The 22,942-nt window shown below is 65.4% G+C and carries 22 protein-coding genes and 2 pseudogenes; 13 read left to right on the top strand and 11 right to left on the bottom strand.

The genetic code is table 11. The features are described from left to right. Nucleotides 1-77: 77 nt before the first annotated feature. From LDO29_RS22610 to LDO29_RS22570, 9 genes are all read right to left on the bottom strand, one after another. Nucleotides 78-473: a type II toxin-antitoxin system VapC family toxin gene (locus tag LDO29_RS22610; RefSeq protein WP_224081968.1), complete on the bottom strand. Its 396-nt coding sequence runs from the start codon at nt 471-473 to the stop codon at nt 78-80. Continuing rightward, nucleotides 470-703 carry a type II toxin-antitoxin system Phd/YefM family antitoxin gene (locus LDO29_RS22605; RefSeq protein WP_224081967.1) on the bottom strand — a complete coding sequence of 78 codons (234 nt, stop codon included), beginning with the start codon at nt 701-703 and terminating at the stop codon, nt 470-472. The genes LDO29_RS22610 and LDO29_RS22605 overlap by 4 nt, the downstream gene beginning before the upstream one ends. A 91-nt stretch (nt 704-794) precedes the next feature. After that, the gene (locus LDO29_RS22600) at nt 795-1,139 is read right to left on the bottom strand and encodes a hypothetical protein (protein WP_224081993.1); all 345 of its coding nucleotides are present in this window, start codon (nt 1,137-1,139) and stop codon (nt 795-797) included. Nucleotides 1,140-1,332: 193 nt separating this feature from the next. Further along, entirely contained in the window at nt 1,333-2,406 is a 1,074-nt protein-coding gene (locus LDO29_RS22595) for an MBL fold metallo-hydrolase (RefSeq protein WP_224081966.1), read from the bottom strand. Nucleotides 2,407-2,512: 106 nt separating this feature from the next. Further along, on the bottom strand, nt 2,513-3,934 hold the full coding sequence (locus LDO29_RS22590; RefSeq protein ID WP_224081992.1) for an FAD-binding oxidoreductase: 1,422 nt from the start codon (nt 3,932-3,934) through the stop codon (nt 2,513-2,515). 75 nt (nt 3,935-4,009) lie between these two features. Continuing rightward, nucleotides 4,010-4,816 carry a 4-hydroxy-2-oxoheptanedioate aldolase gene (gene hpaI / locus LDO29_RS22585; RefSeq protein WP_224081965.1) on the bottom strand — a complete coding sequence of 269 codons (807 nt, stop codon included), beginning with the start codon at nt 4,814-4,816 and terminating at the stop codon, nt 4,010-4,012. 35 nt (nt 4,817-4,851) lie between these two features. Next, on the bottom strand, nt 4,852-6,327 hold the full coding sequence (locus LDO29_RS22580; RefSeq protein ID WP_224081964.1) for an NAD-dependent succinate-semialdehyde dehydrogenase: 1,476 nt from the start codon (nt 6,325-6,327) through the stop codon (nt 4,852-4,854). A 31-nt stretch (nt 6,328-6,358) separates the two neighbouring features. Continuing rightward, nucleotides 6,359-7,882, bottom strand: a complete 1,524-nt coding sequence (locus tag LDO29_RS22575) for a UxaA family hydrolase (RefSeq protein WP_224081963.1) — start codon at nt 7,880-7,882, stop codon at nt 6,359-6,361. A gap of 7 nt (nt 7,883-7,889) precedes the next feature. Beyond that, complete coding sequence (locus tag LDO29_RS22570) at nt 7,890-8,906, bottom strand: tripartite tricarboxylate transporter substrate binding protein (RefSeq protein ID WP_224081962.1); 1,017 nt, start codon at nt 8,904-8,906, stop codon at nt 7,890-7,892. A 131-nt stretch (nt 8,907-9,037) separates the two neighbouring features. Here LDO29_RS22570 and LDO29_RS22565 point away from each other — a divergent pair, with 131 nt between their 5' ends. The 13 genes and pseudogenes from LDO29_RS22565 to LDO29_RS22505 all read left to right on the top strand — a co-directional run bounded on the left by LDO29_RS22565 (nt 9,038) and on the right by LDO29_RS22505 (nt 21,318). After that, nucleotides 9,038-9,979 carry a LysR substrate-binding domain-containing protein gene (locus LDO29_RS22565; RefSeq protein WP_224081961.1) on the top strand — a complete coding sequence of 314 codons (942 nt, stop codon included), beginning with the start codon at nt 9,038-9,040 and terminating at the stop codon, nt 9,977-9,979. Between the two features lie 69 nt (nt 9,980-10,048). Then, complete coding sequence (locus LDO29_RS22560; RefSeq protein ID WP_224081960.1) at nt 10,049-10,777, top strand: SDR family oxidoreductase; 729 nt, start codon at nt 10,049-10,051, stop codon at nt 10,775-10,777. Nucleotides 10,778-10,829: 52 nt separating this feature from the next. Continuing rightward, nucleotides 10,830-11,432, top strand: coding sequence for a 2-hydroxychromene-2-carboxylate isomerase (locus tag LDO29_RS22555; protein WP_224081959.1), 603 nt, complete (start codon nt 10,830-10,832; stop codon nt 11,430-11,432). Between the two features lie 138 nt (nt 11,433-11,570). Further along, a pseudogene (locus tag LDO29_RS22550) lies at nt 11,571-11,813 on the top strand (DUF2249 domain-containing protein); the annotation flags it as partial. Nucleotides 11,814-12,036: 223 nt separating this feature from the next. Then, complete coding sequence (locus LDO29_RS22545; protein WP_290369615.1) at nt 12,037-13,176, top strand: 3-deoxy-7-phosphoheptulonate synthase; 1,140 nt, start codon at nt 12,037-12,039, stop codon at nt 13,174-13,176. Between the two features lie 282 nt (nt 13,177-13,458). Then, complete coding sequence (locus tag LDO29_RS22540; RefSeq protein WP_224081957.1) at nt 13,459-14,553, top strand: branched-chain amino acid aminotransferase; 1,095 nt, start codon at nt 13,459-13,461, stop codon at nt 14,551-14,553. 272 nt (nt 14,554-14,825) lie between these two features. Next, nucleotides 14,826-16,064, top strand: coding sequence for a cation:proton antiporter (locus LDO29_RS22535; protein ID WP_224081956.1), 1,239 nt, complete (start codon nt 14,826-14,828; stop codon nt 16,062-16,064). A 476-nt stretch (nt 16,065-16,540) separates the two neighbouring features. Beyond that, nucleotides 16,541-17,980, top strand: a complete 1,440-nt coding sequence (locus tag LDO29_RS22530) for a cytochrome ubiquinol oxidase subunit I (RefSeq protein WP_224081955.1) — start codon at nt 16,541-16,543, stop codon at nt 17,978-17,980. Between the two features lie 4 nt (nt 17,981-17,984). Beyond that, entirely contained in the window at nt 17,985-18,992 is a 1,008-nt protein-coding gene (gene cydB / locus LDO29_RS22525) for a cytochrome d ubiquinol oxidase subunit II (protein ID WP_224081954.1), read from the top strand. Further along, nucleotides 18,992-19,135, top strand: a complete 144-nt coding sequence (locus LDO29_RS22520; protein WP_224081953.1) for a DUF2474 family protein — start codon at nt 18,992-18,994, stop codon at nt 19,133-19,135. Before cydB ends, LDO29_RS22520 begins: the two co-directional genes overlap by 1 nt. Before the next feature lie 106 nt (nt 19,136-19,241). Next, nucleotides 19,242-19,475, top strand: a pseudogene (locus LDO29_RS22515) (LysR substrate-binding domain-containing protein); the annotation flags it as partial. 71 nt (nt 19,476-19,546) lie between these two features. Further along, a complete protein-coding gene (locus LDO29_RS22510; protein WP_224081990.1) occupies nt 19,547-20,569 on the top strand; it encodes a M14 family zinc carboxypeptidase in 1,023 nt (340 codons plus the stop codon). Next, nucleotides 20,566-21,318, top strand: a complete 753-nt coding sequence (locus tag LDO29_RS22505; protein WP_224081952.1) for an alpha/beta fold hydrolase — start codon at nt 20,566-20,568, stop codon at nt 21,316-21,318. Before LDO29_RS22510 ends, LDO29_RS22505 begins: the two co-directional genes overlap by 4 nt. Here the strand turns inward: LDO29_RS22505 and LDO29_RS22500 are convergent. Next, complete coding sequence (locus LDO29_RS22500) at nt 21,302-21,871, bottom strand: TetR/AcrR family transcriptional regulator (RefSeq protein ID WP_224081951.1); 570 nt, start codon at nt 21,869-21,871, stop codon at nt 21,302-21,304. The genes LDO29_RS22505 and LDO29_RS22500 overlap by 17 nt on opposite strands. Before the next feature lie 207 nt (nt 21,872-22,078). Continuing rightward, the gene (locus LDO29_RS22495) at nt 22,079-22,588 is read right to left on the bottom strand and encodes a copper resistance protein CopQ (protein WP_224081950.1); all 510 of its coding nucleotides are present in this window, start codon (nt 22,586-22,588) and stop codon (nt 22,079-22,081) included. Nucleotides 22,589-22,942 lie beyond the last annotated feature (354 nt).

Genomic DNA, 22,942 nt, shown 5'->3' with positions numbered 1-22,942 from the left:
GCTGTCTCGGCTGCCGGGGACTCATGTTAGCGGGGATGGGAGGATTGCACAACGGGCGGATGGTGTTGCCGCTTGCGCTACCAGATAGTCCTGACGTGTTTGTAGGCCCGTATCCTCTCGTCCTTGCTGACCAGCGGAACAGCGAGCTTGCGCGCTGTAGCGACGATCATGCGGTCCGCCGGATCCTTGTGGAATTCACCAGGCAGATGGACCGATTTGATCGACACATCGACATCAACGGGGTAGAAGGTCACTGCTTCTATTTGTGCGACGGTGTCAAGCCAACTCCCGACGTCCATCGACAGCACCAGCTTTTCCCGCTCCACCAGCATGGCAATTTCCCATGCCGAGATGGCTGAAACCACAATCTGCCCTTCTCTGGATTCGCGTTCGATAGCAGCTTTCGCTGTAGCACTCAGTTCGTCGCTTCCACTCGCCCACCAGACCAGGGCATGCGTGTCCAGTACGATCACTGGCCAGCCCCCCATTCCACGTCAATGGGCTCTGTGGGGTCTTCATAGCGGACGACCGTGCCAGCCAGGACCTGGAGCGGGTCACGGTCAAGGCTCCGAAAAGGCCGGACTTCCAGCGTGGGCCGGCCGTGGTCCGTCACGATCAGGTGCTCGCCGGAGGCCTCCACCTGCCTGAAATATTCGAGCGCCTTAGCCTTGAATTCGGTTTTGGATACCTGATTGCCTGGCATCGTAAGTCCTGTGCAGAGGGGGTACACACCATCCTGACACTCAAAAATGACCATGTCAAATGGTCATTTTAGGATTCCCCAATGCTTGTTTTCATAACAATTTTCCACCCACCGGACTGCTCGGCCGATCCGCCGGCAAGTGCTGAATGATGCAGTCCAGCGCACGCGTGTCCGCCTTGCCGCCACCCAGCGCTGCGCCGACCGAGGTACGGTATTGCGCCGGGCTGATCCGCCTGTAGTAAAGGCGAGACGTCTGATCCAGCCAGTAGACGTAGTCATCGTCCCCGGTGCTGGCGCTGCTGCGCAGCCATTCACTGATGTTGTTGGTGCCGACGATCATATTGGGACAGGCCGTCTTCAGCGAATCCAGATAGGCGTTGAAACCCTTGGCCTCGATATTCCGGACCGAGTCCGGTGCGCAGGCGGCCAGTGTCATGGCAACGCCCGCCGCCGCGGCAGCTTGAAACCTCGTCCAGCCTGTAATGGTGTCCGGCACGGCAGCCTCCTTGCGGGTTATGCTGCCGCCATATTAGGGCATCGCTGCCCCGAGCAGTCTTCGAGCGTTTCGTGCACTGCTGCCGCGCCGCGCTTCCAGTAGCTCGAAGCACGGATGCGAGCAGATGCGGGTGCTATTTCATGCGGTACCAGTAGAACCCGTCCGGCCCCGTTTCGCGGATTGCCTCGCCCCTGTGCATCAGGTAGTTCAGGTGCGCGACGCTCTCTCCGGTTGCCATGCCAAGCAGGCCGGGACTATCGATGGGCCGGGAAAACAGCTGCGTGAACACATCGACGGCGCGCCGCGGCTCCGCCAGTGCATCGCGCAGGCGGTCCAGGGCCTGGTGCTGGCTGCGCGACAGGTAGTCGAGCCGGGCGTGCAGGCCGCGGAATGGCTCGTTGTGGGCCGGCAGCACGAGTACATCGTCCGGCACCTCGCGCCGGACCTTGTCGAGCGAGGCGAGCCAGTCGCCCATGGGGTCGGCTTCCGGTTCGGTCGGGAATACCGAGACGTTGGAGGAGATGCGCGGCAGTACCTGGTCGCCGGAAATCAGTACCTTGAGCGCCGGGCAGTACAGGCAGGCATGCTCGGGCGAATGCCCCGTGCCGACGATCACGCGCCACTCGTGCTCGCCGATGTGCAATACATCGCCATCCGTCAGGCGCTGAAAGCTCTCCGGCAGCGCATGCACGTACTTGCCGAAGCCCCCGAACCGCGCCCGGTAGACTTCGATGTCGTCCTCGGTCCAGCCGGCCTGCCGGTAGAAATCCACACCTTCCTGCGGCGCGGCCCGGCCGGTATCGGCGGCCAGTACGCGGCACATCAGGTATTCCGTCGATGTCATCCAGAGCCGGCAGCCGAACTTGCGCGTCAGCCAGCCGGCCATGCCGACGTGGTCCGGATGCATGTGGGTGACGAACAGCCGCGTCAGGCCGCCGCCGGCCAGCGCGCCGCCTTCGGCGAACAGCGTGCGCCAGGCTGCCGCGGTTTCGGGCGTCTGCAGCCCGGAATCCACGGCCGCCCAGCCCGCACCGTCGCGGATGGCCCAGAGATTGATGTGGTTCAGGCCCAGCGGCATCGGCATGCGCAGCCAACGCACGCCGGGCGCAACCTCATGCGCCTGGCCAGGCGCGGGCGCGTCGCCGCAGGGATAGTCGAGAGTGGGTTTTTCGAGAGGAGACTGCGTGGTGGGGGCTTGCTGGCTCATGCTTTCTCGGCCTTGTCAGTGTAGGGCTGTCCGCCCGGATGCCCGCCGATGCGGCCAGCCCCGGGTCTTGTCCAGCAGACACCTTAGCCGAGTTGGGTCAGTTGTGTCACGCGCCGATTGGGGCGCCACCGCCCTGCGTCGGCAGGACCTTGCCCGGATTGAGCAGGTTGCGCGGGTCCAGCGCCTGCTTCACCTGCCACATCAGTTCGATCTCCACTGGGGACTTGAACTGTGCAAGGTCATCGCGCTTGACCACGCCGATGCCGTGTTCAGCCGATATCGAACCGTTCTCGGCATGTGCCATTGCATCCACCAGGCCAGAAATGCGCGCATACCACTGCGCGAGGAATTCTTTCGCTGGCTGGTCCTTGGGGCGCAATGGATTGAAGTGAACGTTGCCGTCGCCCATATGCCCGTAGATGACCATGCGGGCAGCCGGCTCCAGCGCAAGCACCTGCGCCGAAGCGTCTTCGACGAAGGCAGCGATGCGCGACAGCGGCACCGAGACGTCGCACTTGATGCTGCCGCCTGTACGGGTCTGCGCGTCGGAGATCTCCTCCCGGATGCGCCAGAAGTTCTGCGCATCGGACAGGCTGGCGGCCACTGCGGCATCCAGCACCAGCCCCTGCCCGAAGCCGGACTCCAGGATCTCCATCAGCGTGGCATTGAGGCTATCCGCATCGGTGCCCGACGTCAGCTCGATCAGCACCATCCATTCGTGCATCTCGGGCAGCGGCGATGGGACATTGCCCAGGTACTCGAGCACCAGTTCCAGCGCCGGGCGCGAGATCAGCTCGAATGCGGTCACGGCCTGCCCCGACAGGCGCTTGGCTTCGCCGAGCAGTTGCACCGCCGCGGAAGGACTCTGCACCGCGACGAACGCCACTGCCGTGCTGCGCGGCTGCGGCATCAGCTTGAGCACCGCGCCGGTGATGATGCCCAGCGTGCCCTCGGCGCCGATGAACAGGTGCTTCAGGTCATAGCCGGTATTGTCCTTGCGCAGTCCGCGCAGGGACGAGTAGATGCGCCCGTCCGGCAGCACAGCCTCGATGCCCAGCTCCAGGTCGCGCATGTTGCCATAGCGCAGTACCGCGGTGCCGCCGGCGTTGGTGGACAGGTTGCCGCCGATCTGGCACGAGCCCTCTGAGCCGATGCGCAGCGGGAACAGGCGTTGCTCTCCTTCCGCCGCACTGCGTGCCGCACTCAGCGTGACGCCGGCCTGCACGGTCATGGTGTCGTTGACCGTATCGATGGCCAGTACACGGTTCATGCGGCGCAGGTTGATGACCACGGCCGCGCCCGTGCCGTCGGGCACCGCACCGCCCATCAGCGACGTATTGCCGCCTTGCGGCACCACCGGCACGTGATTGGCGTAGCACCACTGCATGACCTGGCTGACCTCCTCCGTCGAAGATGGCAGCACCACCACCTGCGCCTTGCCTTGGTAGATGCCGCGGTAGTCGGTGACAAAGGGCTGCATGTCGGCGTCGCCGCTCAGGCAGGCGTGGTTGCCGACAATGGCCTGCATCGCGCGCAGGGTAGCTTCCGGATTCGGGGCTCGGGCTTCGGATTGCATGTTGCGATCGGGAATTCGGGGTTCTGTTCAGTACGCGGCGGAAGGTGCGCCGCCTGGGTTGCCGGCCAGTTGCGGCTTGAATTCGGCTGCCAGGCGCCGCGCCGCCTTGGCGTACATTGTCACGTCGACGCCGGTGGCCACGAACGTGCAGCCAAGCTCCAGGTAGCGGCGCGCCAGCGCCGGGTCGGAGGTCAGCGTGCCGGCTGCCTTGCCGCTGGCGACAATGGTCCGCATCGCGCCTTCGATGGCCGCCTGCACGTCCGGATGCCCCGGCTTGCCGCGATGGCCCATCGACGCGGCCAGGTCCGCCGGGCCGATGAACACGCCGTGGACGCCATCCACCGCGCAGATCGCCTCCAGGTTCTTCAGCGCCGTGACGGTTTCCGCCTGGACCAGCAGGCAGACCTCGTCATTCGCCACGTCGAGGTAGTCGGCGCGGCCGCTCCACAGCGAAGCACGCGCCGCCGCGCTGCCCACGCCGCGGATGCCCTGCGGCGGGTAGCGCGTGGCGCTCACCAGCGTGCGTGCCTGCTCCGCGGTGTCAACCATCGGCACCAGCAGGTTCTTCGCGCCGATATCGAGCAGCTGCTTGATCAGCGCGACTTCGCCCGCCACCGCGCGCACTACGGGCTGCGACAGATAAGGTGCCACAGCCTGCAGCGCCTGCAGGGTCGTGCGCACGTCGTTCGGCGAGTGCTCGCCGTCAATCAGCAGCCAGTCGAAGCCGGCAGTGGCCGACACTTCGGCCAGGTAGGGGGTTGCCATCGAGAGCCAGAGGCCGATCTGCGCCTGGCGGGCCGCCAGGGCGGCCTTGAACGGGTTGTGTGCTGGCATGGTGTTTGGTATCCGGGGGGACTCGAAGTTGCCGCTCAGCCGAGCTGGCCCTGGCAAAGGTACTTGGTATGCAGGTAGTCGTCCAGTCCGTGGCGGGAACCCTCTCGCCCGTAGCCGGATTCCTTGACGCCGCCGAATGGCGCCACCTCTGCGGCGATAGCGCCTTCATTGATACCTACCATGCCGGTTTCCAGCGCCTGCGCCACGCGCCAGATGCGGCGCACGTCGTTCGAATAGAAATACGCGGCCAGCCCGAACGGCGTGTCATTTGCATCACGGATCACCTCGGCTTCGTCGCGGAAGCGGAAAACCGGCGCCACCGGCCCGAACGTTTCCTCGCAGGACAGCGCCATGGAAGGCGATGCGTCGATCAGCACGGTTGGCGCGTAGTAGTGTGGGCCGTCTGCCGTGCGCACACGCCGTCCGCCTGTCACCACGCGGGCGCCCTTGGCAACGGCGTCCTCGACGTGCCGCTCAATCTTGTCGACGGCGCGCGCATTGATCATCGGCCCGATCTGTGCGTTCTCGTCCGTGGCGGGGCCCACATGCAGCAGGCCTACGCGGCGCGCCAGCCGCTGGACAAAGTCGTCATGGACAGCCTCATGCACGTAGACCCGGTTCGGGCACACGCAGGTCTGTCCGCCGTTGCGGAACTTGGCCGCCATCAGGCCATCGACCGCTGCGTCCAGGTCCGCATCCTCGAACACGATGAACGGCGCATTGCCGCCCAGCTCCAGCGACAGCTTCTTGAGCGTGCCGGCGGATTCCCGCGCAAGGTGCTTGCCGACCGGCGTAGAGCCGGTGAACGTGATCTTGCGTACACGGCTGTCAGCCAGCCAGGCATCGACCACGTTCGGCGTGCTTCCGCGCGACGCCGTGACGATATTGAGCACACCCGCCGGCAGGCCCGCCTGTTCCGCCAGCCAGACCAGCGCGAGCGCGGTCAGCGGCGTGTCCTCGGCGGGCTTGGCCACCACCGTGCAGCCAGCAGCCAGCGCGGGTGCGATCTTGCGGGCAATCATTGCGAGCGGGAAATTCCACGGCGTGATGGCCGCCACCACGCCCACCGGCTCCTTCAGCACCAGCAGCTTGCGGCCGGGCACCGCCTCCGCCACGATGTCGCCGCAGATGCGCGTGGCCTCTTCGGCAAACCACTCGACATAGGAGGCGCCGTACAGTACCTCCCCGCGCGCTTCGGTCAGCGGCTTGCCCTGCTCGGCCGAGATGATCCGCGCCAGGTCTTCCTGGTTCGCGAGGATCCGTGCATGCCAGCGCTTGATCAGTTGCGCACGCTCGCGCGCCGGCCGGGCACTCCAGGCGGGAAACGCTTCGGCGGCAGCGTCCGCTGCGCGCCCTGCGTCGTCATCGTCGCTGTCTGGCACATGGGCAAACACTTCGCCCGTGGCCGGATTGGTGACGGCGAAGCGGCGGCCTTGGCCGGCACTGCACCATTGCTGGTTGATGAAATTCTGGCTGCGCAACAGCGCGGCATTGGCAAGAGTCAGGGACATAAGACGTGCATAAAGAGTGCGGATACAGCGGTCAGCTGACGATGCCCAGGTGCCAGGGCACGAATTCGTTGTCGCCCAGGCCCAGCAGTTCGCTCTTGGTCGGCTGGCCAGACGCGGCCTGCAGGATGTGTTCGAAGATGCGCTGCCCCATCTGCTCGATCGTCAGCACACCATCCACCACGAGCCCGCAGTTGATATCCATATCGTCCTGCAGGCGAGCGTACATGGGGGAATTCGACGCGAGCTTGATGGTCGGTGCCGGCTTGGAACCGAACATCGAACCACGGCCCGTCGTGAAGCAGATCAGGTTGGCGCCGCTGGCAATCTGGCCGGTGACCGCCACGGGGTCATAGCCCGGCGAGTCCATGAAAACGAAGCCCGCCTTGTCGATCGGCTCGGCATATTCATACACCGCCTGCAGCGGCGTGGTGCCCCCCTTCATGGCCGACCCCAGCGACTTCTCGAAGATGTTCGCGAGACCACCCTGCTGGTTGCCATGGCCGACCACGCCGTTGAACTGCGCGTTGTGGCCGGCGGTGTAGCGTTCCCACCAGGCAAGGCGGTCGAGCAGCTTCTGGCCGACTTCCGGCGTGACCGCTCGGCGCGTCAGCATGAATTCCACGCCGTGGATCTCCGGGGTTTCCGACAGGATCGCGGTGCCCCCATGGCGCACCAGGATATCCATGGCCGCGCCCAGCGCAGGGTTCGCGCTGATGCCGGAAAACCCGTCCGAGCCGCCGCACTCGAGCCCGATCTTCAGATGGCTGGCAGACACACGCTGGCGGACCACCCGGTTCGCGTCCGGCAGCATCGATTCCACGGCACGGATGCCTGCCTGGATGGTCTCGCGCGTGCCGCCGGTGTCCTGCATGACCAGCGTCTGCATGGCAGCGCCCGGTTCCAGTCCTTGCGATTCGACCAGCCCGGCCACCTGGTTGCGCTCGCAGCCCAGGCCCACGATCAGCACGCCCGCCAGGTTCGGATGACGCGCATAGCCGGCCAGCGTACGGCGCAGCACGTCGAAGTGCTCGCTTGGCGACGACATGCCGCAGCCGCTGGTCTGCGCGAAGGCCACCACACCGTCGATGTTCGGATAGGCGGCCAGCCGTTCCGGCGTGAAATGCGCGGCAATCTGCCGGATCACCGTCGACGAGCAGTTCACCGACGACAGGATGCCGATGAAGTTGCGCGTGCCGACGCGGCCATCCGGACGTACAAAGCCCATGAACGTCGCCCGCTCCGCGTCCGGGACGTAGTCGACCGCGCGCACGTCCTGGCAGAAGGCCGGATCGCGATAGAAGTCCACCAGCTTCAGGTTGTGCGAATGCACGTGCTCGCCGGGGGCGATATCGCGCGCCGCGATGCCGATCACGGTGTCGTACTTGCGTACCGGCGTACCTCCGGCAATGGCGCAGGCAGCAATCTTGTGGCCGGCCGAGACCTGCGCGCGCACGCGTAGCGCCGGGTCGGACAACTGCAGCCCGAGCGCCAGGTCGCTCCTGGCGATCAGGATATTGTCGTTCGCATGCAGCCGGATGACGGGGTTCGTTTTCACTTCGCAATCAACCTTGCTGGAGCAATTCCTTGAGCCTCAGCTTCTGGATCAGCTGGGTTTCCTGGTCGTAGACCGTCGCCACATACTTCTTGTAGTCGGGGCCGTCGAGGTACATCACGGGCGCGTCAAGCCGCGCCGCTACCTGGTGGAACTCGCTGCTCGCCACCGCGGCACGGAAGGCGTCGCGCAGCTTCTTTTCCACGGCCGCGGGCAGCCCCTTGGGCGCGCCGATACCGTTGGGCGCTTCGACCACCACGTTGTAGCCAAGCTCCTTCAATGTAGGCGTGTCCTTGAAGCGTGTGGCGCGCTGCTCGCCCCATGTCGACAGCAGGCGCAGCTTGCCGGCTTCGACATGCGGGGCCCACGAACTCGAATCAGCCAGCAGGTCCACCTGTCCGGCCAGCACATCCTGCAGGGCAGCGGCGCCGCCCTTGTAGGCGATGGCGTTGAACTTCACACCCGCGGCCAACGCGAACTGCTCCATGCCGACATGCGTGGCGCCGCCGACGCCCGCATGGCCGTACGTGATCCGGCCCGGGCTGGCCTTGGCCGCGGCCACCACATCCTGCAGTGTCTTGAAGCGCGAATTGACGGGTACGGCAATGCCGAAGGTCTGGCCGGAGGTACGTGCCAGGTAGGTCAGCTCGGTACGCGGGTCCAGTTGCAGCATGCCGAGCTGCGAAAAGCGGGTGACCGAGATCGGAATCTGGCCGATCGTGTAGCCGTCAGGATTAGCCCGCGCCAGCGCCCTGGTGCCGATCATGCCGGACGCGCCGGCACGGTTCTCGACCACGATCGATTGCTTCAGGATGCCGGACGCCACCTGGCACAGGGCGCGCATCGACTGGTCGGCGGTTCCGCCCACCGGCCACGGGCAGATGAACGTGATGGGACGCTCGGGGTACTCCGCCGCAGCGCGGCCCACACCAGGCAGAACGATGCCGGCAGTACCCGCGGCAGCGGCCGCTGCGCCGCCGATGAGCAACTTGCGACGCTTCGGATTGAAGGGGAGTCCTTGAGTCATGTGGAGTGTCTCCGTTGTTATGAGACGGACAGGCCGTCCTGGCTGTGTCAGTATTGTGTGTCCGTCAAACATAACAATCCAATCACAAACTGATATTGCTTCATAACACCATCATTATGTAGACTCCGCGCATGGCCAGTATCGACCGCGCGTTGCGCTCCAACATCAAGCTGCGTCACCTGCAACTGCTGGTGGCGCTGGATGAATTCCGGCACCTCGGCCGCACGGCCGAGTTCCTGTCCGTCAGCCAGCCCGCCGTCTCGCGCGTGCTGACCGAAGTCGAGAAGATGCTGGGCCTGACGCTGTTCACACGCTCCACGCGGGGCACCGAACCCACTGCGGCCGGAGAATCGCTGGTGCGCTTCGCGCGCTCGGTGCTGGCGCAATACGAGCAGACACGCGACGAAATTGCAGCGGTGGAAAGCGGCGCGTCCGGGCGCATCCGCATCGGCTCGATGGGCGCGGTGCTGCCGGCATTGCTCGCGCGCGCGGTCGGCCTGCTCAAGGACCGTTCGCCGCGCGCCACCGTGCTGGTCGAGGAAGGCGACCTGACCCACCTGCTGCCCAAGCTGCGCCTGAGCGAACTGGACCTGATCGTCGGCCGGCTGGAACCCGGCTACGCTGCACCCGACCTGCTGGCCGACCCCTTATACGACGATCCCATGGTGGTCGTGGTCCGGCGCGGGCACCGCCTCGCGCGCAAGGCCAGCCCCGGCTGGCACGACCTGTCGGAAATGCCATGCGTGCTGCCGCCGCCATGGGCCTCGCTGCGGGTCAAGATCGAACAGGCCTTCTACCAGCACGGTTTGCACCCGCCGCAGGACGTGATCGAATCGTCGTCGTACCTGGCGCTGGCCACCTTTGCCACCGAACGCGACGCCGCGGGCTTCATGGCCCGTTCCGCAGCTCGGGCGCTGGAGGCCGAAGGCCGCCTGCGGATCCTCGCCATGGATGTGCCCGTCGAACTGCCGCCGGTAGGCGTCATGACCTTGCGCGAACGGCCGTTGACCAGCAGCGCCGTGCAGATGGTCGACTACCTCCGGCGCGCATCCGCCGAGCTGAAGGCGCGCTGAAGTATCTGCCAACGCGATTTCTCCAACGCTGCTACGATCACAACCCGACACGACAGCACGGAGACAGCCATGCCGGAGAAGAAAGCCATCCTCGTGGTCGGCGCAGGCGACGCCACGGGCGGCGCCATTGCGCGGCGCTTTGCGCGCGAGGGTTATATCGCCTGTGTCACGCGGCGCAGCGCGGAAAAGCTGGCGCCGCTGGTAGAACAGATTCGTGCGGAGGGCGGCGAAGCCCACGCCTTCGGCAGCGATGCGCGCAAGGAAGACGAAACCGTCGAGCTGATCTCCCGCATCGAGCGCGACGTTGCACCGCTGGAAGTCGCGGTATTCAATATCGGCGCCAACGTGCAGTTCCCGATCGTCGAGACCACATCCCGCGTGTACTACAAGGTCTGGGAGATGGCCTGCTTCGGCGGTTTCCTGATGGGCCGCGAAGCCGCACGCGTGATGCTGCCGCGCCAGCGCGGCTCGATCTTCTTCACCGGCGCCACCGCCAGCCTGCGCGGACGCGAGAACATGGCCGCCTTTGCCGGTGCCAAGCATGCGCTGCGCGCACTGGCGCAAAGCATGGCGCGCGAACTCGGGCCGAAGAATATCCACGTCGCGCACCTGGTCATCGACGCCGCCATCGACACCGAATGGATCCGCGAGAATTTCCCCGAACGCTACGCGGCCAAGGCACAGGACGGCATCGTCAACCCTGACCATATCGCCGACACCTACTGGATGCTGCACCGGCAGCCGCGCGATGCGTGGACGCACGAACTCGACATCCGCCCCTGGATCGAGCGCTGGTAAGCGCGCCCCATCCCTCACGAAACCCCACGACAGAACACCAAGGAGACACACCGTGACCAAGCAGGTGGAATTCTTCTTCGACTTCGGCAGCCCCTATTCCTACCTTGCCTACAAGGAACTGCCGCGCGTGGCGCAACGCACCGGCGCGACCATCGTCTGGCGCCCCATCCTGCTCGGCGGCGTGTTCAAGGCAACGGGCAACCACAGCCCTGCGGAGGTGCCCGCCAAGGGCAGCTGGTCGCGTACGGACACCCAGCGCTGGGCGCGGCGCTACGGCGTGCCGTTTATGCAGAACCCATATTTCCCGGTCAACACCCTGATGCTGATGCGCGGCGCCATCGGCTTCCAGCGCCAGGACGAGGCGGCGTTCCACCGCTATCTGGATGCCATGTTCAGCGCCATGTGGGAGCAAGGCAGGAACCTCAACGACCCGGGGGAAATCGGCGCCGTGCTGGTGCGCGCAGGCTTCGACCCGCAGGCGGCGCTGGCCATGGTCGATGACGCCGGTGTCAAGCAAGCCCTCAAGAGCGCCACCGAGGAAGCTGTGGCGCGCGGCATTTTCGGCGCGCCGAGCTTCATCGTCGATGGCGAGCTGTTCTGGGGCAATGACCGCTTGCTGTTCGTGGAGGAAGTGCTTGGCACGCCTGCCGCATGAACAGCCTGCGGCGAACGCTGGCGGCGTTTCGCCAGCTTCAGGCAACCGCGTTGCAGCGTGTTGTAATTTCGTTGTCCTACGTCAAATGCCGTCTGCACCGCCCCGGTAAGCTGCTACGCCATAGCCAATCAGCAAGGAATGTCGATGAACACGACCCATACCCCCTTCCTGTTCGACGCCAGGGGCATTTCGAAGCGCTTCCGCCATGCCGCCATCTTCGGCGCGCTGGAATCCCTGGGTGACGGGGAATCGATGCGCTTCGTCAATGACCATGACCCGCAGCCGCTGCTGGCGCAACTGCGCGAGCGCTATCGCGAACAGGTTCAGATCCACTACGTCCAGCGTGACCCCGAGGCCGTGGTGATTGACTTCGTCGTCCGTCCTTTCAAGGCCGAGCAAGCAGCTGGCGGCGCCTGCGGCGGTGGAGGCGGTGGCTGCGGCTGCAGCGGAGGCTGACGCCAGCGGCGCCTCAGCGACCACGGAACTGCCCACAGGTCTGCTGCACTTGCCCCTTTGGTGGCCGTCCAGCTTACGGCTATCGGCCGCCAGGCATAAGGGGCTACCATACCGGTTTGCCCCAGTTCATCCAGATCAAGAGCAAACCATGCACGACCCGCAGTCCTCCACCTACAGCATGGGCGAAGGCTGGCCAAGGTCCTCGGACCGCACCAGCGTATCCGACGACGCCCGCGTCGACGACATCATCCCGCTGCCTCCGCCCGAACACCTGATCCGCTTCTTCCCCATCAGCGGTACGCCGGTCGAATCGCTGGTGACGACGACGCGGCAGCGCATTTCCCGCATCCTGCACGGCCAGGACGACCGCTTGCTCGTCATCATCGGACCGTGCTCCATCCATGACCCGCACGCCGCGCTCGACTACGCGCAGCGGCTGATGGCGCAGCGTGTGCGCCACGCCGCGACGCTCGAAATCGTGATGCGCGTGTATTTTGAAAAGCCCCGCACCACCGTGGGCTGGAAGGGCCTGATCAACGACCCGTACCTCGACGAAAGCTACCGTATCGATGAGGGGCTGCGGATGGCACGCCATCTGCTGGTCGACATCAATCGCCTCGGGCTGCCGGCGGCCGGGGAGTTCCTGGACGTCATCTCGCCCCAGTACATCGGTGACCTGATCAGTTGGGGCGCCATCGGCGCCCGCACCACGGAAAGCCAGGTGCACCGGGAACTGGCGTCGGGCACTTCGGCGCCGATCGGCTTCAAGAATGGCACCGACGGCAATATCAAGATCGCCATCGACGCCATCCAGGCCGCTTCGCGTCCGCACCACTTCCTTGGCGTGCACAAGAACGGACAGGTCGCGACGGTACACACGAGGGGCAATCCGGACTGCCACGTCATTCTGCGTGGCGGGAAGACCCCGAACTATGATGCCGATTCCGTGGCCGCCGCCTGCAAGGAACTCGAAGCGGCCGGACTTGGCCGGCGGCTGATGGTGGATTGCAGCCACGCCAACAGCAGCAAGCAGCACCTGCGCCAGATCGACGTTGCTCGCGACGTGGCGCAACAACTCAGCGGCGGCAGCCGGTCGGTCTTTGGCGTGATGGTCGAGAGCCACCTGCTTGCCGGTGCGCAGAAATTCACGCCGGGCCAGCACAGCCCGGCGGAGCTGACATACGGGCAGAGCATTACCGACGCCTGTATCGGATGGGAAGATTCGGTCGCCATGCTGGACATGCTTGCCGAGGCGGTCACGGCACGACAGCAGAAGACTGCCGTGTGATCCGTCGTCCTGGTGTCCCGATGCGCCTGGGATGAAGTGCGTCGGCCGGGCTGGCGTGCCAGCCTCTGGGCGCCGACGCCGCTGCCGAGGGCCTTTGCACCTGCAATCGGCCCCAATCGCCTGATGCTGCACCGCACCATGGAGTTACACTTCATGTCTAGCCGGGGCGGGATGGAGACAGGCGTATATTTCGCCACTTTCCACACTGCATCCCGGGACTACCTTGCATGCATTGCATCGGAAATCTGGAATCCCTATCCGAAGACGAAGAGACACAGAAACATGAGCGCTGACAACCAATTGCAGTTCACCGTGGAACGTCACCCCAACCCCACGCCGGCCGACAAGATCACGGCCGCGCTGGTCGACCCCGCCTTCGGACGCGTATTCACCGACCACATGGTCACGATCCGCTGGACCGAAGGCCGCGGCTGGCATGACGCCAAGGTCGAAGCGCGCCGCCCGTTCCAGATCGATCCGGCCTGTGCCGTCCTGCACTATGCGCAGGAAATCTTTGAAGGCATGAAGGCGTACCGCGGCGCCGACGGCAAGATCTCGCTGTTCCGCCCCCAGGAGAACGCCAAGCGCTTCCGCGCCTCGGCCGCCCGCATGTCGATGGCCGACCTGCCGGAAGCCGACTTCCTCCGCGCCGTCGAGGCCCTCGTCGATATCGACCGCGACTGGATCCCGGGCGGCGACGGCAGCCTGTACCTGCGCCCGTTCATGTTTGCCACGGAGAACTTCCTGGGCGTGCGCGCCGCCGCCGAGTATGTATTCTGCGTGATTGCCTGCCCGGTCGGTCCGTACTTCAAGGGCGGCAAGTCGGCGGTCACGGTGTGGGTGTCGGACCAGTACACGCGCGCGGCGCCCGGCGGCACCGGCGCGGCGAAGTGCGGCGGCAACTATGCGGCCAGCCTGATCGCGCAGACCGAGGCATCGCAGAAAGGCTGCGACCAGGTGGTCTTCCTTGACGCCGCGGAACACCGCTGGATCGAGGAACTCGGCGGTATGAACGTGTTCTTCGTCATGGACGACGGTTCGCTGCTGACGCCGCCGCTGTCGGGCACGATCCTGCCGGGCATCACGCGCGCTTCCATCATCGAACTGGCCCGCCGCGAAGGCATCAAGGTATCGGAAACCCCGTACGCGTTCGACGCATGGCAGGCGGATGCCGCGAGCGGCCGCGTCAAGGAAACGTTCGCCTGCGGCACTGCCGCCGTGGTGACTGCCATCGGCAACGTGCGCCATGCCGGCGGCGAATTCACGATCGGCAACGGCGGCGAAGGCGAAGTCACGCGCCGCCTCCGCACGCTGCTGACCGGCATCCAGCGCGGTAAGGAGCCGGACACCTTCGGCTGGGTCCACCACATCGCCTGAGCCTGGCGGCCATGACCCTGCCCGGCCGGGTCATGGCCGGGCAGGCAGCCCCGTACGCGCGCGCCAGGCAGCGGCCGACCAGCATCGCAGGGACCACCACCCTGCGGCCCGTTGTCCGGCGTACTGATCAGTTTGTCGGCCCCAACGGCAGCGGCACCATCACCACGCCAAATGACGTCGGGGCTGACCGCGGTACAACGTTCACGCTCAGCGTGTCAAAGCGCTCATTCTGTACGGCAAGCGCTGCCGAAGCCGGAGAAGAACACCACCGCATGACCATATTTCAAGGGATCGGGACTCTCTTTACCCTCGTGGCCATTTTCGGGGTCATCAACTATCGCTTCATCAAGCTTCCCGACACCCTCGGTATCACAGCCGTGGGCCTGGTGACCTGCCTGGGCTTGTCCATCCTGGGCTTCTACCACCCAGGGTTGGTTACCCAAGCCCGCAAGCTGGTGGCTCAGATCGACTTTGCCGACGTGGTCTTCCATGGCTTGCTGAGCCTCCTGTTATTTGCCAGCGCGCTTCACGTCGACCTCTCGCGCATGCAGCGTCAACGCATGGCCGTCGTCTTGCTGGCCACGGTGGGGGTGGTGATATCCACTGCTGCCGTAGGGGGCGGCTTCTACTATGTGGCGCAGTGGCTGGGCCACCCCATCAGCCTGCTGTGGTGCCTGGTATTTGGTGCGCTCATTTCGCCCACCGACCCGATCGCGGTGCTAAGCGTTCTCAAGAACGCTGGCGCGCCGGAGAGCCTCGAAACCAAGATCGCAGGCGAGTCGCTGTTCAACGACGGGACTGCAGTGGTCGCTTTCCTGACCCTTCTTGGACTTGCCACGGGCGCCACCGAATTCTCGGCCTCGCATGTGGTGCTCGCGCTGGGACGGGAAGTGCTCGGCGCCCTGATACTCGGCGCCGCGCTTGGCTATGGGGCCACGCTGCTGTTACGCAGCATCGACAGTTACCCGGTCGAGATCCTGATCACGCTGGCGCTGGCAACCGGCGGCTATAGCCTGGCCGAGATCGTACACGTATCCGCGCCGCTTTCGGTCGTCATCATGGGCCTGGTCATTGGCAACCACGGCACAATCAGCATGTCGGAAAAGACCCGTGAACACCTGTTCAATTTTTGGGGCTTGCTCGACGAGCTGCTCAACTTGGTGCTGTTCGGCCTGATCGGCCTGGAGGTCATCGCCTTGTCGCTGCAGCGGCATATCGTGTGGCTCGGGCTGGCCGCGATTCCCGTTGTCCTGGCAGCGCGAGGCATCAGCGTGGCCATGCCCCTGCTAGCCTTGCAGAACTTCCGCCGGCTCAATCCGCATTCCGCCACGATCCTGACCTGGGGTGGCCTGCGCGGAGGCATCTCATTGGCGCTGGCGCTATCGCTGCCGGAATTCCATGGCCGCGAGATGCTGATTGGCGTGACCTACCTGGTCGTGGTGTTCAGCCTGCTGATTCAGGCAACCACCCTGGGCAGGCTCGTCAGGCATCTGAATGCCAAGCAGGCATGATCCGTTGATCTTGCGATCACTTTCCGCACTGCCCGGATGCTGATGCGACCGCTCCTGAAGAAAAGCGTTTCGTTCCAATCCGGCAGGCGCTCCGGGACCGCCTTTGGTGGTGTCGTCGGAAGGATCTTCTGGACGATTCTGCCACGCTTCGATCAAGCGTCAGGGGATAGTGCAGGTTCATCCGCGATCTGATACGGCCTTTTGCTCTCTTTCTGATTCTGTTCTTCACCACGGTCCGCCATTAGCATCAAACCGTGCGGCAAAGGCCCGAAACCAGCCCTGCCCACTGCGACGATATGCCGCCGCAGCATCTTCCGCCTTTGCCGGCACATGGCGGCGCGTGCCGCGTACACTACGCTTACCGCACGCGCCAACGGCCCGCGCCCCTGGCGCGCCTGCCGGCAAGCCTGTCATGCCCCCCGGCATGGCGGCGCCGTCAACGGCGTGCGAAGGGCCAGCGCCACGGAGAACAAGACATGTTTGGCTTCACCGCGCTAGAACTCGCCCGTATCCAATTCGGCTTCACTGTTTCCTTCCACATACTTTTTCCCGCCATCACCATCGGGCTGGCTGCGTACCTGGCGGTGCTCGAAGGCTGCTGGCTGCGCACGCAGCAACCGGTCTACCGGGACCTGTACCACTTCTGGTCGAAGATCTTCGCGGTCAATTTCGGCATGGGCGTGGTGTCGGGCCTGGTCATGGCGTACCAGTTCGGCACGAACTGGAGCTTCTTCTCCGAGTTCGCGGGCAGCATCACCGGCCCGCTGCTGACCTATGAGGTGCTGACGGCCTTCTTTCTGGAGGCGGGCTTCCTTGGCGTCATGCTGTTCGGCTGGAACCGCGTCGGACCCGGGCTGCATTTCTTCGCCACGGTCATGGTGGCACTGGGCACGCTGATCTCCGCGACGTGGATCCTGGCCTCCAATAGCTGGATGCAGACACCGCAGGGCTACGAGATCCTTAACGGCCGCGTCGTGCCGACGGACTGGTTCCAGGTCATCTTCAACCCGTCGTTCCCCTACCGCCTGGTGCATATGAGCGTGGCCGCGTTCCTGGCCACTGCGCTGTTCGTCGGCGCATCGGCTGCCTGGCATCTGCTGCGCGGCCGCGACAACCCGGCCATCCGCAAGATGCTGTCGATGGCCATGTGGATGCTGCTGATCGTCGCGCCAATCCAGGCCGTGATCGGCGACATGCACGGGCTGAACACGCTGAAGCACCAGCCGGCCAAGATCGCCGCCATGGAAGGGCACTGGGAAAGCCACGGCGAACAGGGCTTTCCGCTGCTGCTGTTCGGCTGGCCCGACATGAAACGTGAGGAAACACGCTACGCCATTGGCATTCCGCGCCTGGGCAGCCTTGTCCTTACACACAGCCTCGATGGCCAGATCAAAGGCCTGAAGGAATTTGCGCCGCAGGACAGGCCCAATGCCGCCATCCTGTTCTGGTCGTTCCGCGTGATGGTCGGGCTCGGTGTGCTGATGATCCTGCTGGGCCTGTGGAGCCTGTGGCTCAGGCGCGGCGAGCGGTTGTTCCAGTCGCGCCTCTTCCTGCGCTTGGCGCTGTGGATGGGGCCAACCGGCCTGATCGCGCTGCTGGCCGGCTGGTTCACCACCGAGATCGGGCGGCAGCCCTGGGTAGTCTACGGGCTGCAGCGCACCGCCGACGCGGTCACGCCGCACGACGTCCCCGAACTCGCACTGACCCTGGGCCTGTTCGTCGTGGCCTACTTCTTCGTGTTCGGCGTAGGTATCGCGTACATGCTGCGGCTGGTGCGCAAGGGCCCGGTGATCGATGAGGGCAAGCACGAACCGCAGGGCGGCCCCGGCCGCGGCCATACTCCCGCACGCCCGCTTTCCGCCATTGAGGACGATGAAGTGATGGCGCCCAACCAACCCGCTCGCAGCAGGAGCTGACACCATGGGCATCGACCTTTCCCTTCTCTGGATTCTCATCATCTTCTTCGGCGTGATGATGTACGTCGTCATGGACGGCTTCGACCTCGGCATTGGCATGCTGTTTCCGTTCGTGCCGGACCGCCATGACCGCGACGTGATGATGAACACGGTAGCGCCCGTCTGGGACGGCAACGAGACCTGGCTGGTGCTTGGCGGTGCTGCGCTGCTGGCGGCGTTCCCGCTCGCCTACTCGGTGGTGCTGAGCGCGCTCTACCTGCCGCTCATGCTGATGCTGCTGGGCCTGATCTTCCGCGGCGTGGCGTTCGAGTTCCGCTTCAAGGCCAATGACCGCGAGCGCCCGGTATGGGATGCGGCCTTCATCGGCGGCTCGCTCACGGCATCGTTCTTCCAGGGCGTGGCGCTGGGCGCGTATATCGATGGCATCCGCATGGAAGGCCACCGCTTTGCAGGCGGGCCGCTGGACTGGCTGGCACCCTTCCCGCTGTTCTGCGGCGTGGGCGTTGTGGTGGCCTACACGGTGCTCGGCAGCACATGGCTGATCATGAAGACCGAGGGCGGCCTGCAACAGCGCATGGTGCGGCTGACCGGCACGCTCGGCTGGCTGCTGCTGGCCGTCATTGCGGCGATCAGCGTGTGGACGCCGCTCACGCACCCGGAAATCGCCGAGCGCTGGTTCCGCCTGCCGAACCTGGTGTGGTTCTCGCCGGTGCCGCTTCTGGTCGTGCTGTGCGTGCTGGGGCTGATGCGCTCCCTGCGGCAATCGCCCGACATGGCGCCGTTCCTGTACGCGCTGGGCCTGGTGTTCCTGGGCTATACGGGGCTGGCCATCAGCGTCTGGCCCAACATCATCCCGCCCGGCATCTCGATCTGGGATGCCGCCGCGCCGCCGCAGAGCCAGGGCTTTGCACTGGTGGGCGCGCTGTTCATCATCCCGTTCATCCTGATGTACACGGTGTGGGCCTACTACGTGTTCCGCGGCAAGGTGCGCCACGGCGAGGGGTACCACTGATGGCCACGCAACCCGGCAAGATGCCGCTTTGGTTGCGGCGCGTCGGCTGGCTGGTGCTGATCTGGGCCGCCAGCGTGGCCGCCCTGGGCGCGGCGGCCTGGCTGCTGCGCCTGCTGATGGCCGGAGCCGGCTTCCACCGCTGACCCGCAGCGGCAGCACAGCCGGCGCCTTCACCCCCGGCCTTGTCTGCAATGCCTGCAAGAATCCGAATGCTGCCATCAGGATTCGTTGCCTGCCTGTCACTGCCGTGACAGCCGCGAGGCCATCTACGAAGCGATCCGCCAGAACCTGGGCGCCCGCGTCGTGCCCGCGGGCGAGGTGCCGCGCGACCCGGCGCTGCGCATCGTGCCGTTCGCGCAGCGTCCACCAGTCCTGCACGAATACCTGTATTGCCTGGAAAGCCGGCGGCATACGCGCCTGGTGGGCGCCTTCCTCGAATGCGTGGAAGCGCTGGCGCCTGACCAGCAGGCACAGGCCGCCTGAGTGATGCAGGGCGTGCCCTGCCTGGCCGCCGCATGGCCGCCACGCCGCCGCCCAGCGCCTATATTGGTGCCATGAGCGAGCGCACCGCTTTTGCCGAATACGAACAGTTGCTGGGCCTGCTGGACGCGGGCAGCCGCATGCTGGATACGCGCGCGGTGTGCGAAACGTCGGTACGCGGTCATCGCTTTTCCGTCTATGCCGCCACCGTGGGGGCGACGGCGGCGGATGCCCCGGCGATCGGCATATTCGGCGGCATCCACGGCCTGGAGCGTATCGGCACGCAACTCGTGCTGGACTACCTGCGCTCGTTGCTCTGCCGGCTGGAGTGGGACGAACTGCTGCACGAGGAACTGCAGGCGGTACGGCTGGTGTTCATGCCCATCGTCAACCCGGGCGGCATGTGGGCCGCCACCCGCGCCAACCCGAACGGCGTCGACCTGATGCGCAACGCCCCCCAGGACGCCGATGCGCGCGTGCCGTTCCTGGCCGGCGGCCAGCGCATCGGGGCCTGGCTGCCATGGTTCCGCGGCCCGGCCGGCCACCCCATGGAGGCGGAAAGCCAGGCCTTGCTGAGCGTGGTCCAAGGCGAACTGCTGTCGCGCCCGCTCAGCTTCGCGGTGGACTGCCACTCCGGCTACGGCTGGCGCGACAGCATCTGGTTTCCGTACGCGCGCACGCACTGTCCCATGCCGCACCTGCCGGAGATGTACCTGCTCAAGACCATGTTCGAACAGGCCCACCCGCACCATGGCTACGCCTTTGAGCCGCAGAGCCACCAGTACCTGCTGCACGGCGACCTGTGGGACTACGCATACGACCTGGCGCCGCCCCAGAACCTGTTCCTGCCGATGACGCTGGAGCTCGGCTCCTGGCTGTGGATCAAGAAGAATCCGCGGCAGCTTTTCTCGCGCGACGGCATCTTCAACCCGATCAAGGCACACCGCACCGCGCGGGTACTGCGCCGCCATGTGAGCCTGTTCGATTTCCTTGGCCGCATCGCCTTCGCGCCGCAGCGCTGGCTGCCGACGGGCGAACGCCGCGCGCAGTTGCAGGAACAGGCGCAGGCGCACTGGCGACAGCGCCCCAAGCCATGACGGACTGGGTATTCCTGCGCGGCCTCACGCGGGAAAGCCGGCACTGGGGCACGCTGGCCCAACGCTGGCAGGCGGCGGGCCTGGGCACGCCGCTGGCGCTGGACCTTCCCGGCAATGGCAGCCTTTGCCAGGAGGCGTCACCCGCGAGCGTGCCGGACCTCGTCGCATCAGTGCGGCACAGTCTGCGACGGGTGGGGCGGCAGCGGCCCTGCCGGGTACTGGCGATGTCGCTGGGCGCCATGGTGGCGGCGGAATGGGCACGGCAGCATCCCGACGAGGTGGCGGCGCTGGCCCTGATCAACACCAGCATGCGGCCCTTCAGCACCATGACCCAACGCTTGCGGCCCGCCAACTGGCCTGACTTGCTACGCATGACCGCCGCATGGGACAACCGGGACTATTGCGAGCGCACCATTCACCGGCTTACCTGCGCGAGGACAGATACTCGGGAGGCCGACATTCAGGCATGGAAAGAGATCGCGGCGACCGCGCCGGTCAGCCGGCACTCGGCGCTGCGGCAACTGCTGGCGGCGGCGCGTTACCGGGCCGGACACCGGGCGCCCTGCCCGGCCACATTGCTGATCGCCTCGGATGCAGACCGTCTGGTCGACCCGGTCTGTTCGGTGCAACTCGCGCACGCATGGGGCGCGCCGCTGCTGCGCCACCCATGGGCCGGCCACGACCTGCCGCACGATGACCCGGAGTGGCTATGCGACATGGTGGCCCGCCAGATCACGATTGCGGCATGACCCCGGCCAGCACGGCCGCGGCCGCGTCCAGCCGCTCATGCGTACCGGATAGCCGCGCAGCCATCAGGCCGCTCTGAAGCGCGCCGTACACCACTTGGGCCAGTTGCGCGGGCGGTACGGGGTACGGTGTGTCGCGCAACGGCTGCGCTCGCTCGAACAAGCCGGTCAGCCATTGTTCATGCATGCGGACATAGTCGCGCATGGTGGCGCGCACCGGTTCGGAGAGTGACAGCACATCGGCCGACAGCATCCCCACCAGGCAGACCTGGTCGGTGCCGGAGCCCGTGCGGATTGGTTCCAGGTACTGCCGCACCTGTTCCGCAGGAGGCAGGCTGGTATCGATCGCGCGGATGCGTTCGTGCGTGCGGGCGCTGTATTCGCGCACGGCTTCAAGCACGAGGTCGTCCTTGGACGGGAAATAGTAGTGAATGCTCGAGGTCTTGACGCCGACCAGCTCGGCCAGGTCGCGATAGCTGAAACCGTTGAACCCCCGGCGACGGATCAGCACCAGCGTGTGCTCGATCAGTTGTTCGCGTACGGATAGTGTTTTCATGGCTTCAGACCCTCTGCAATGTCTGCCGGTCAGGCCGGCAGCGTTTGCGCGACCAGCGTGATGAGCGAACCGCTGACGAGGCAGAGCCCCACCCATCCGACCAGTATCAGTGCGCTGTCACGCAGATTCATGATGTTCCCCTTGGAACCGGGCACAGTACCACCCGCTGTGGATGTCGGCCGGCCGGCCATTGGCCGGCCGCTTCTCTCAGGCAAGCGCGCCGTCGGTGTACGGGTCGAACTTGCCGACCTTGGCACCGTCCGTGTACGGATCGACGCTGCGAGCCGGCGATGCCGACACGCCACGGGTATCCAGACCGGCTACGGTGCGGGCACCATCGGTGTACGGATCCACCTTGCCGATCTTCGCGCCGTCGGTGTACGGATCCACGCTGCGCGCCGGCGATGCCGAGACGCTACGGGTGTCCAGACCGGCCACGATGCGGGCACCATCGGTGTAGGGGTCAACCTTGCCGATCTTCGCGCCGTCGGTGTACGGATCAGCCTTGCCAACGCGGGTGCCATCGGTGTACGGGTCGAACTTGCCGACCTTGGCGCCGTCGGTGAAGGTATCGGCCTTGCCGACACGGAAGCTGTAGCCGTACTTGTCACCGGCAAAGCTGCTGTCACGCGGACCCGCGGCTTGGGCGAGGCCGCTGGCGAGCGCGGCGGCAAGGGTGGCTGCAGTGATAACAGTCTTGGCGAACTTGGCATTCATGATGGGCTCCTTGGCTGGCGACCTCCCGGGGGCGTCGCCTGGTTCGGTTCAATCTCAGGTCTCTCTTCGATTCCGCATCTACTGGTAGATAGATAAGCGGGTCTAAAAAAAGACCGTTTTCACGGTATTGCGATGGTCCCGTTGCCGAACCGGCTTCTTTTTTTCCGGTGGAGCAGCGCTTCCACGGGTTGAATACTATCTACTACTAGGTAGATAGTCAAGGAAAAACATTTCTATCGTGTTGATAGACAATGGCTCTTTTGAGCGCAACCTGTTGATAGATAAAGGAATCGCACATCCTCTTGGCCTCTTTTGGGTCAAGAGGCATCTATGATGCGACGCCAAAAGCAAAGC

The sequence above is a fragment of the Cupriavidus laharis genome (genome assembly GCF_914271435.1).
GTDB lineage: Bacteria > Pseudomonadota > Gammaproteobacteria > Burkholderiales > Burkholderiaceae > Cupriavidus > Cupriavidus laharis.
This window is presented reverse-complemented; position numbering and strand designations above follow the sequence as displayed.

What these genes read in the sequence shown, in the direction of transcription:
- LDO29_RS22605 (WP_224081967.1), bottom strand. Translation starts at nt 703, where the DNA reads ATGCCAGGCAATCAGGTATCCAAAACCGAATTCAAGGCTAAGGCGCTC.
- LDO29_RS22600 (WP_224081993.1), bottom strand. Translation starts at nt 1,139, where the DNA reads ATGACACTGGCCGCCTGCGCACCGGACTCGGTCCGGAATATCGAGGCC.
- LDO29_RS22595 (WP_224081966.1), bottom strand. Translation starts at nt 2,406, where the DNA reads ATGAGCCAGCAAGCCCCCACCACGCAGTCTCCTCTCGAAAAACCCACT.
- LDO29_RS22590 (WP_224081992.1), bottom strand. Translation starts at nt 3,934, where the DNA reads ATGCAGGCCATTGTCGGCAACCACGCCTGCCTGAGCGGCGACGCCGAC.
- hpaI (WP_224081965.1), bottom strand. Translation starts at nt 4,816, where the DNA reads ATGCCAGCACACAACCCGTTCAAGGCCGCCCTGGCGGCCCGCCAGGCG.
- LDO29_RS22580 (WP_224081964.1), bottom strand. Translation starts at nt 6,327, where the DNA reads ATGTCCCTGACTCTTGCCAATGCCGCGCTGTTGCGCAGCCAGAATTTC.
- LDO29_RS22570 (WP_224081962.1), bottom strand. Translation starts at nt 8,906, where the DNA reads ATGACTCAAGGACTCCCCTTCAATCCGAAGCGTCGCAAGTTGCTCATC.
- LDO29_RS22565 (WP_224081961.1), top strand. Translation starts at nt 9,038, where the DNA reads ATGGCCAGTATCGACCGCGCGTTGCGCTCCAACATCAAGCTGCGTCAC.
- LDO29_RS22560 (WP_224081960.1), top strand. Translation starts at nt 10,049, where the DNA reads ATGCCGGAGAAGAAAGCCATCCTCGTGGTCGGCGCAGGCGACGCCACG.
- LDO29_RS22545 (WP_290369615.1), top strand. Translation starts at nt 12,037, where the DNA reads ATGCACGACCCGCAGTCCTCCACCTACAGCATGGGCGAAGGCTGGCCA.
- LDO29_RS22540 (WP_224081957.1), top strand. Translation starts at nt 13,459, where the DNA reads ATGAGCGCTGACAACCAATTGCAGTTCACCGTGGAACGTCACCCCAAC.
- LDO29_RS22535 (WP_224081956.1), top strand. Translation starts at nt 14,826, where the DNA reads ATGACCATATTTCAAGGGATCGGGACTCTCTTTACCCTCGTGGCCATT.
- LDO29_RS22530 (WP_224081955.1), top strand. Translation starts at nt 16,541, where the DNA reads ATGTTTGGCTTCACCGCGCTAGAACTCGCCCGTATCCAATTCGGCTTC.
- cydB (WP_224081954.1), top strand. Translation starts at nt 17,985, where the DNA reads ATGGGCATCGACCTTTCCCTTCTCTGGATTCTCATCATCTTCTTCGGC.
- LDO29_RS22520 (WP_224081953.1), top strand. Translation starts at nt 18,992, where the DNA reads ATGGCCACGCAACCCGGCAAGATGCCGCTTTGGTTGCGGCGCGTCGGC.
- LDO29_RS22510 (WP_224081990.1), top strand. Translation starts at nt 19,547, where the DNA reads ATGAGCGAGCGCACCGCTTTTGCCGAATACGAACAGTTGCTGGGCCTG.
- LDO29_RS22505 (WP_224081952.1), top strand. Translation starts at nt 20,566, where the DNA reads ATGACGGACTGGGTATTCCTGCGCGGCCTCACGCGGGAAAGCCGGCAC.
- LDO29_RS22500 (WP_224081951.1), bottom strand. Translation starts at nt 21,871, where the DNA reads ATGAAAACACTATCCGTACGCGAACAACTGATCGAGCACACGCTGGTG.
- LDO29_RS22495 (WP_224081950.1), bottom strand. Translation starts at nt 22,588, where the DNA reads ATGAATGCCAAGTTCGCCAAGACTGTTATCACTGCAGCCACCCTTGCC.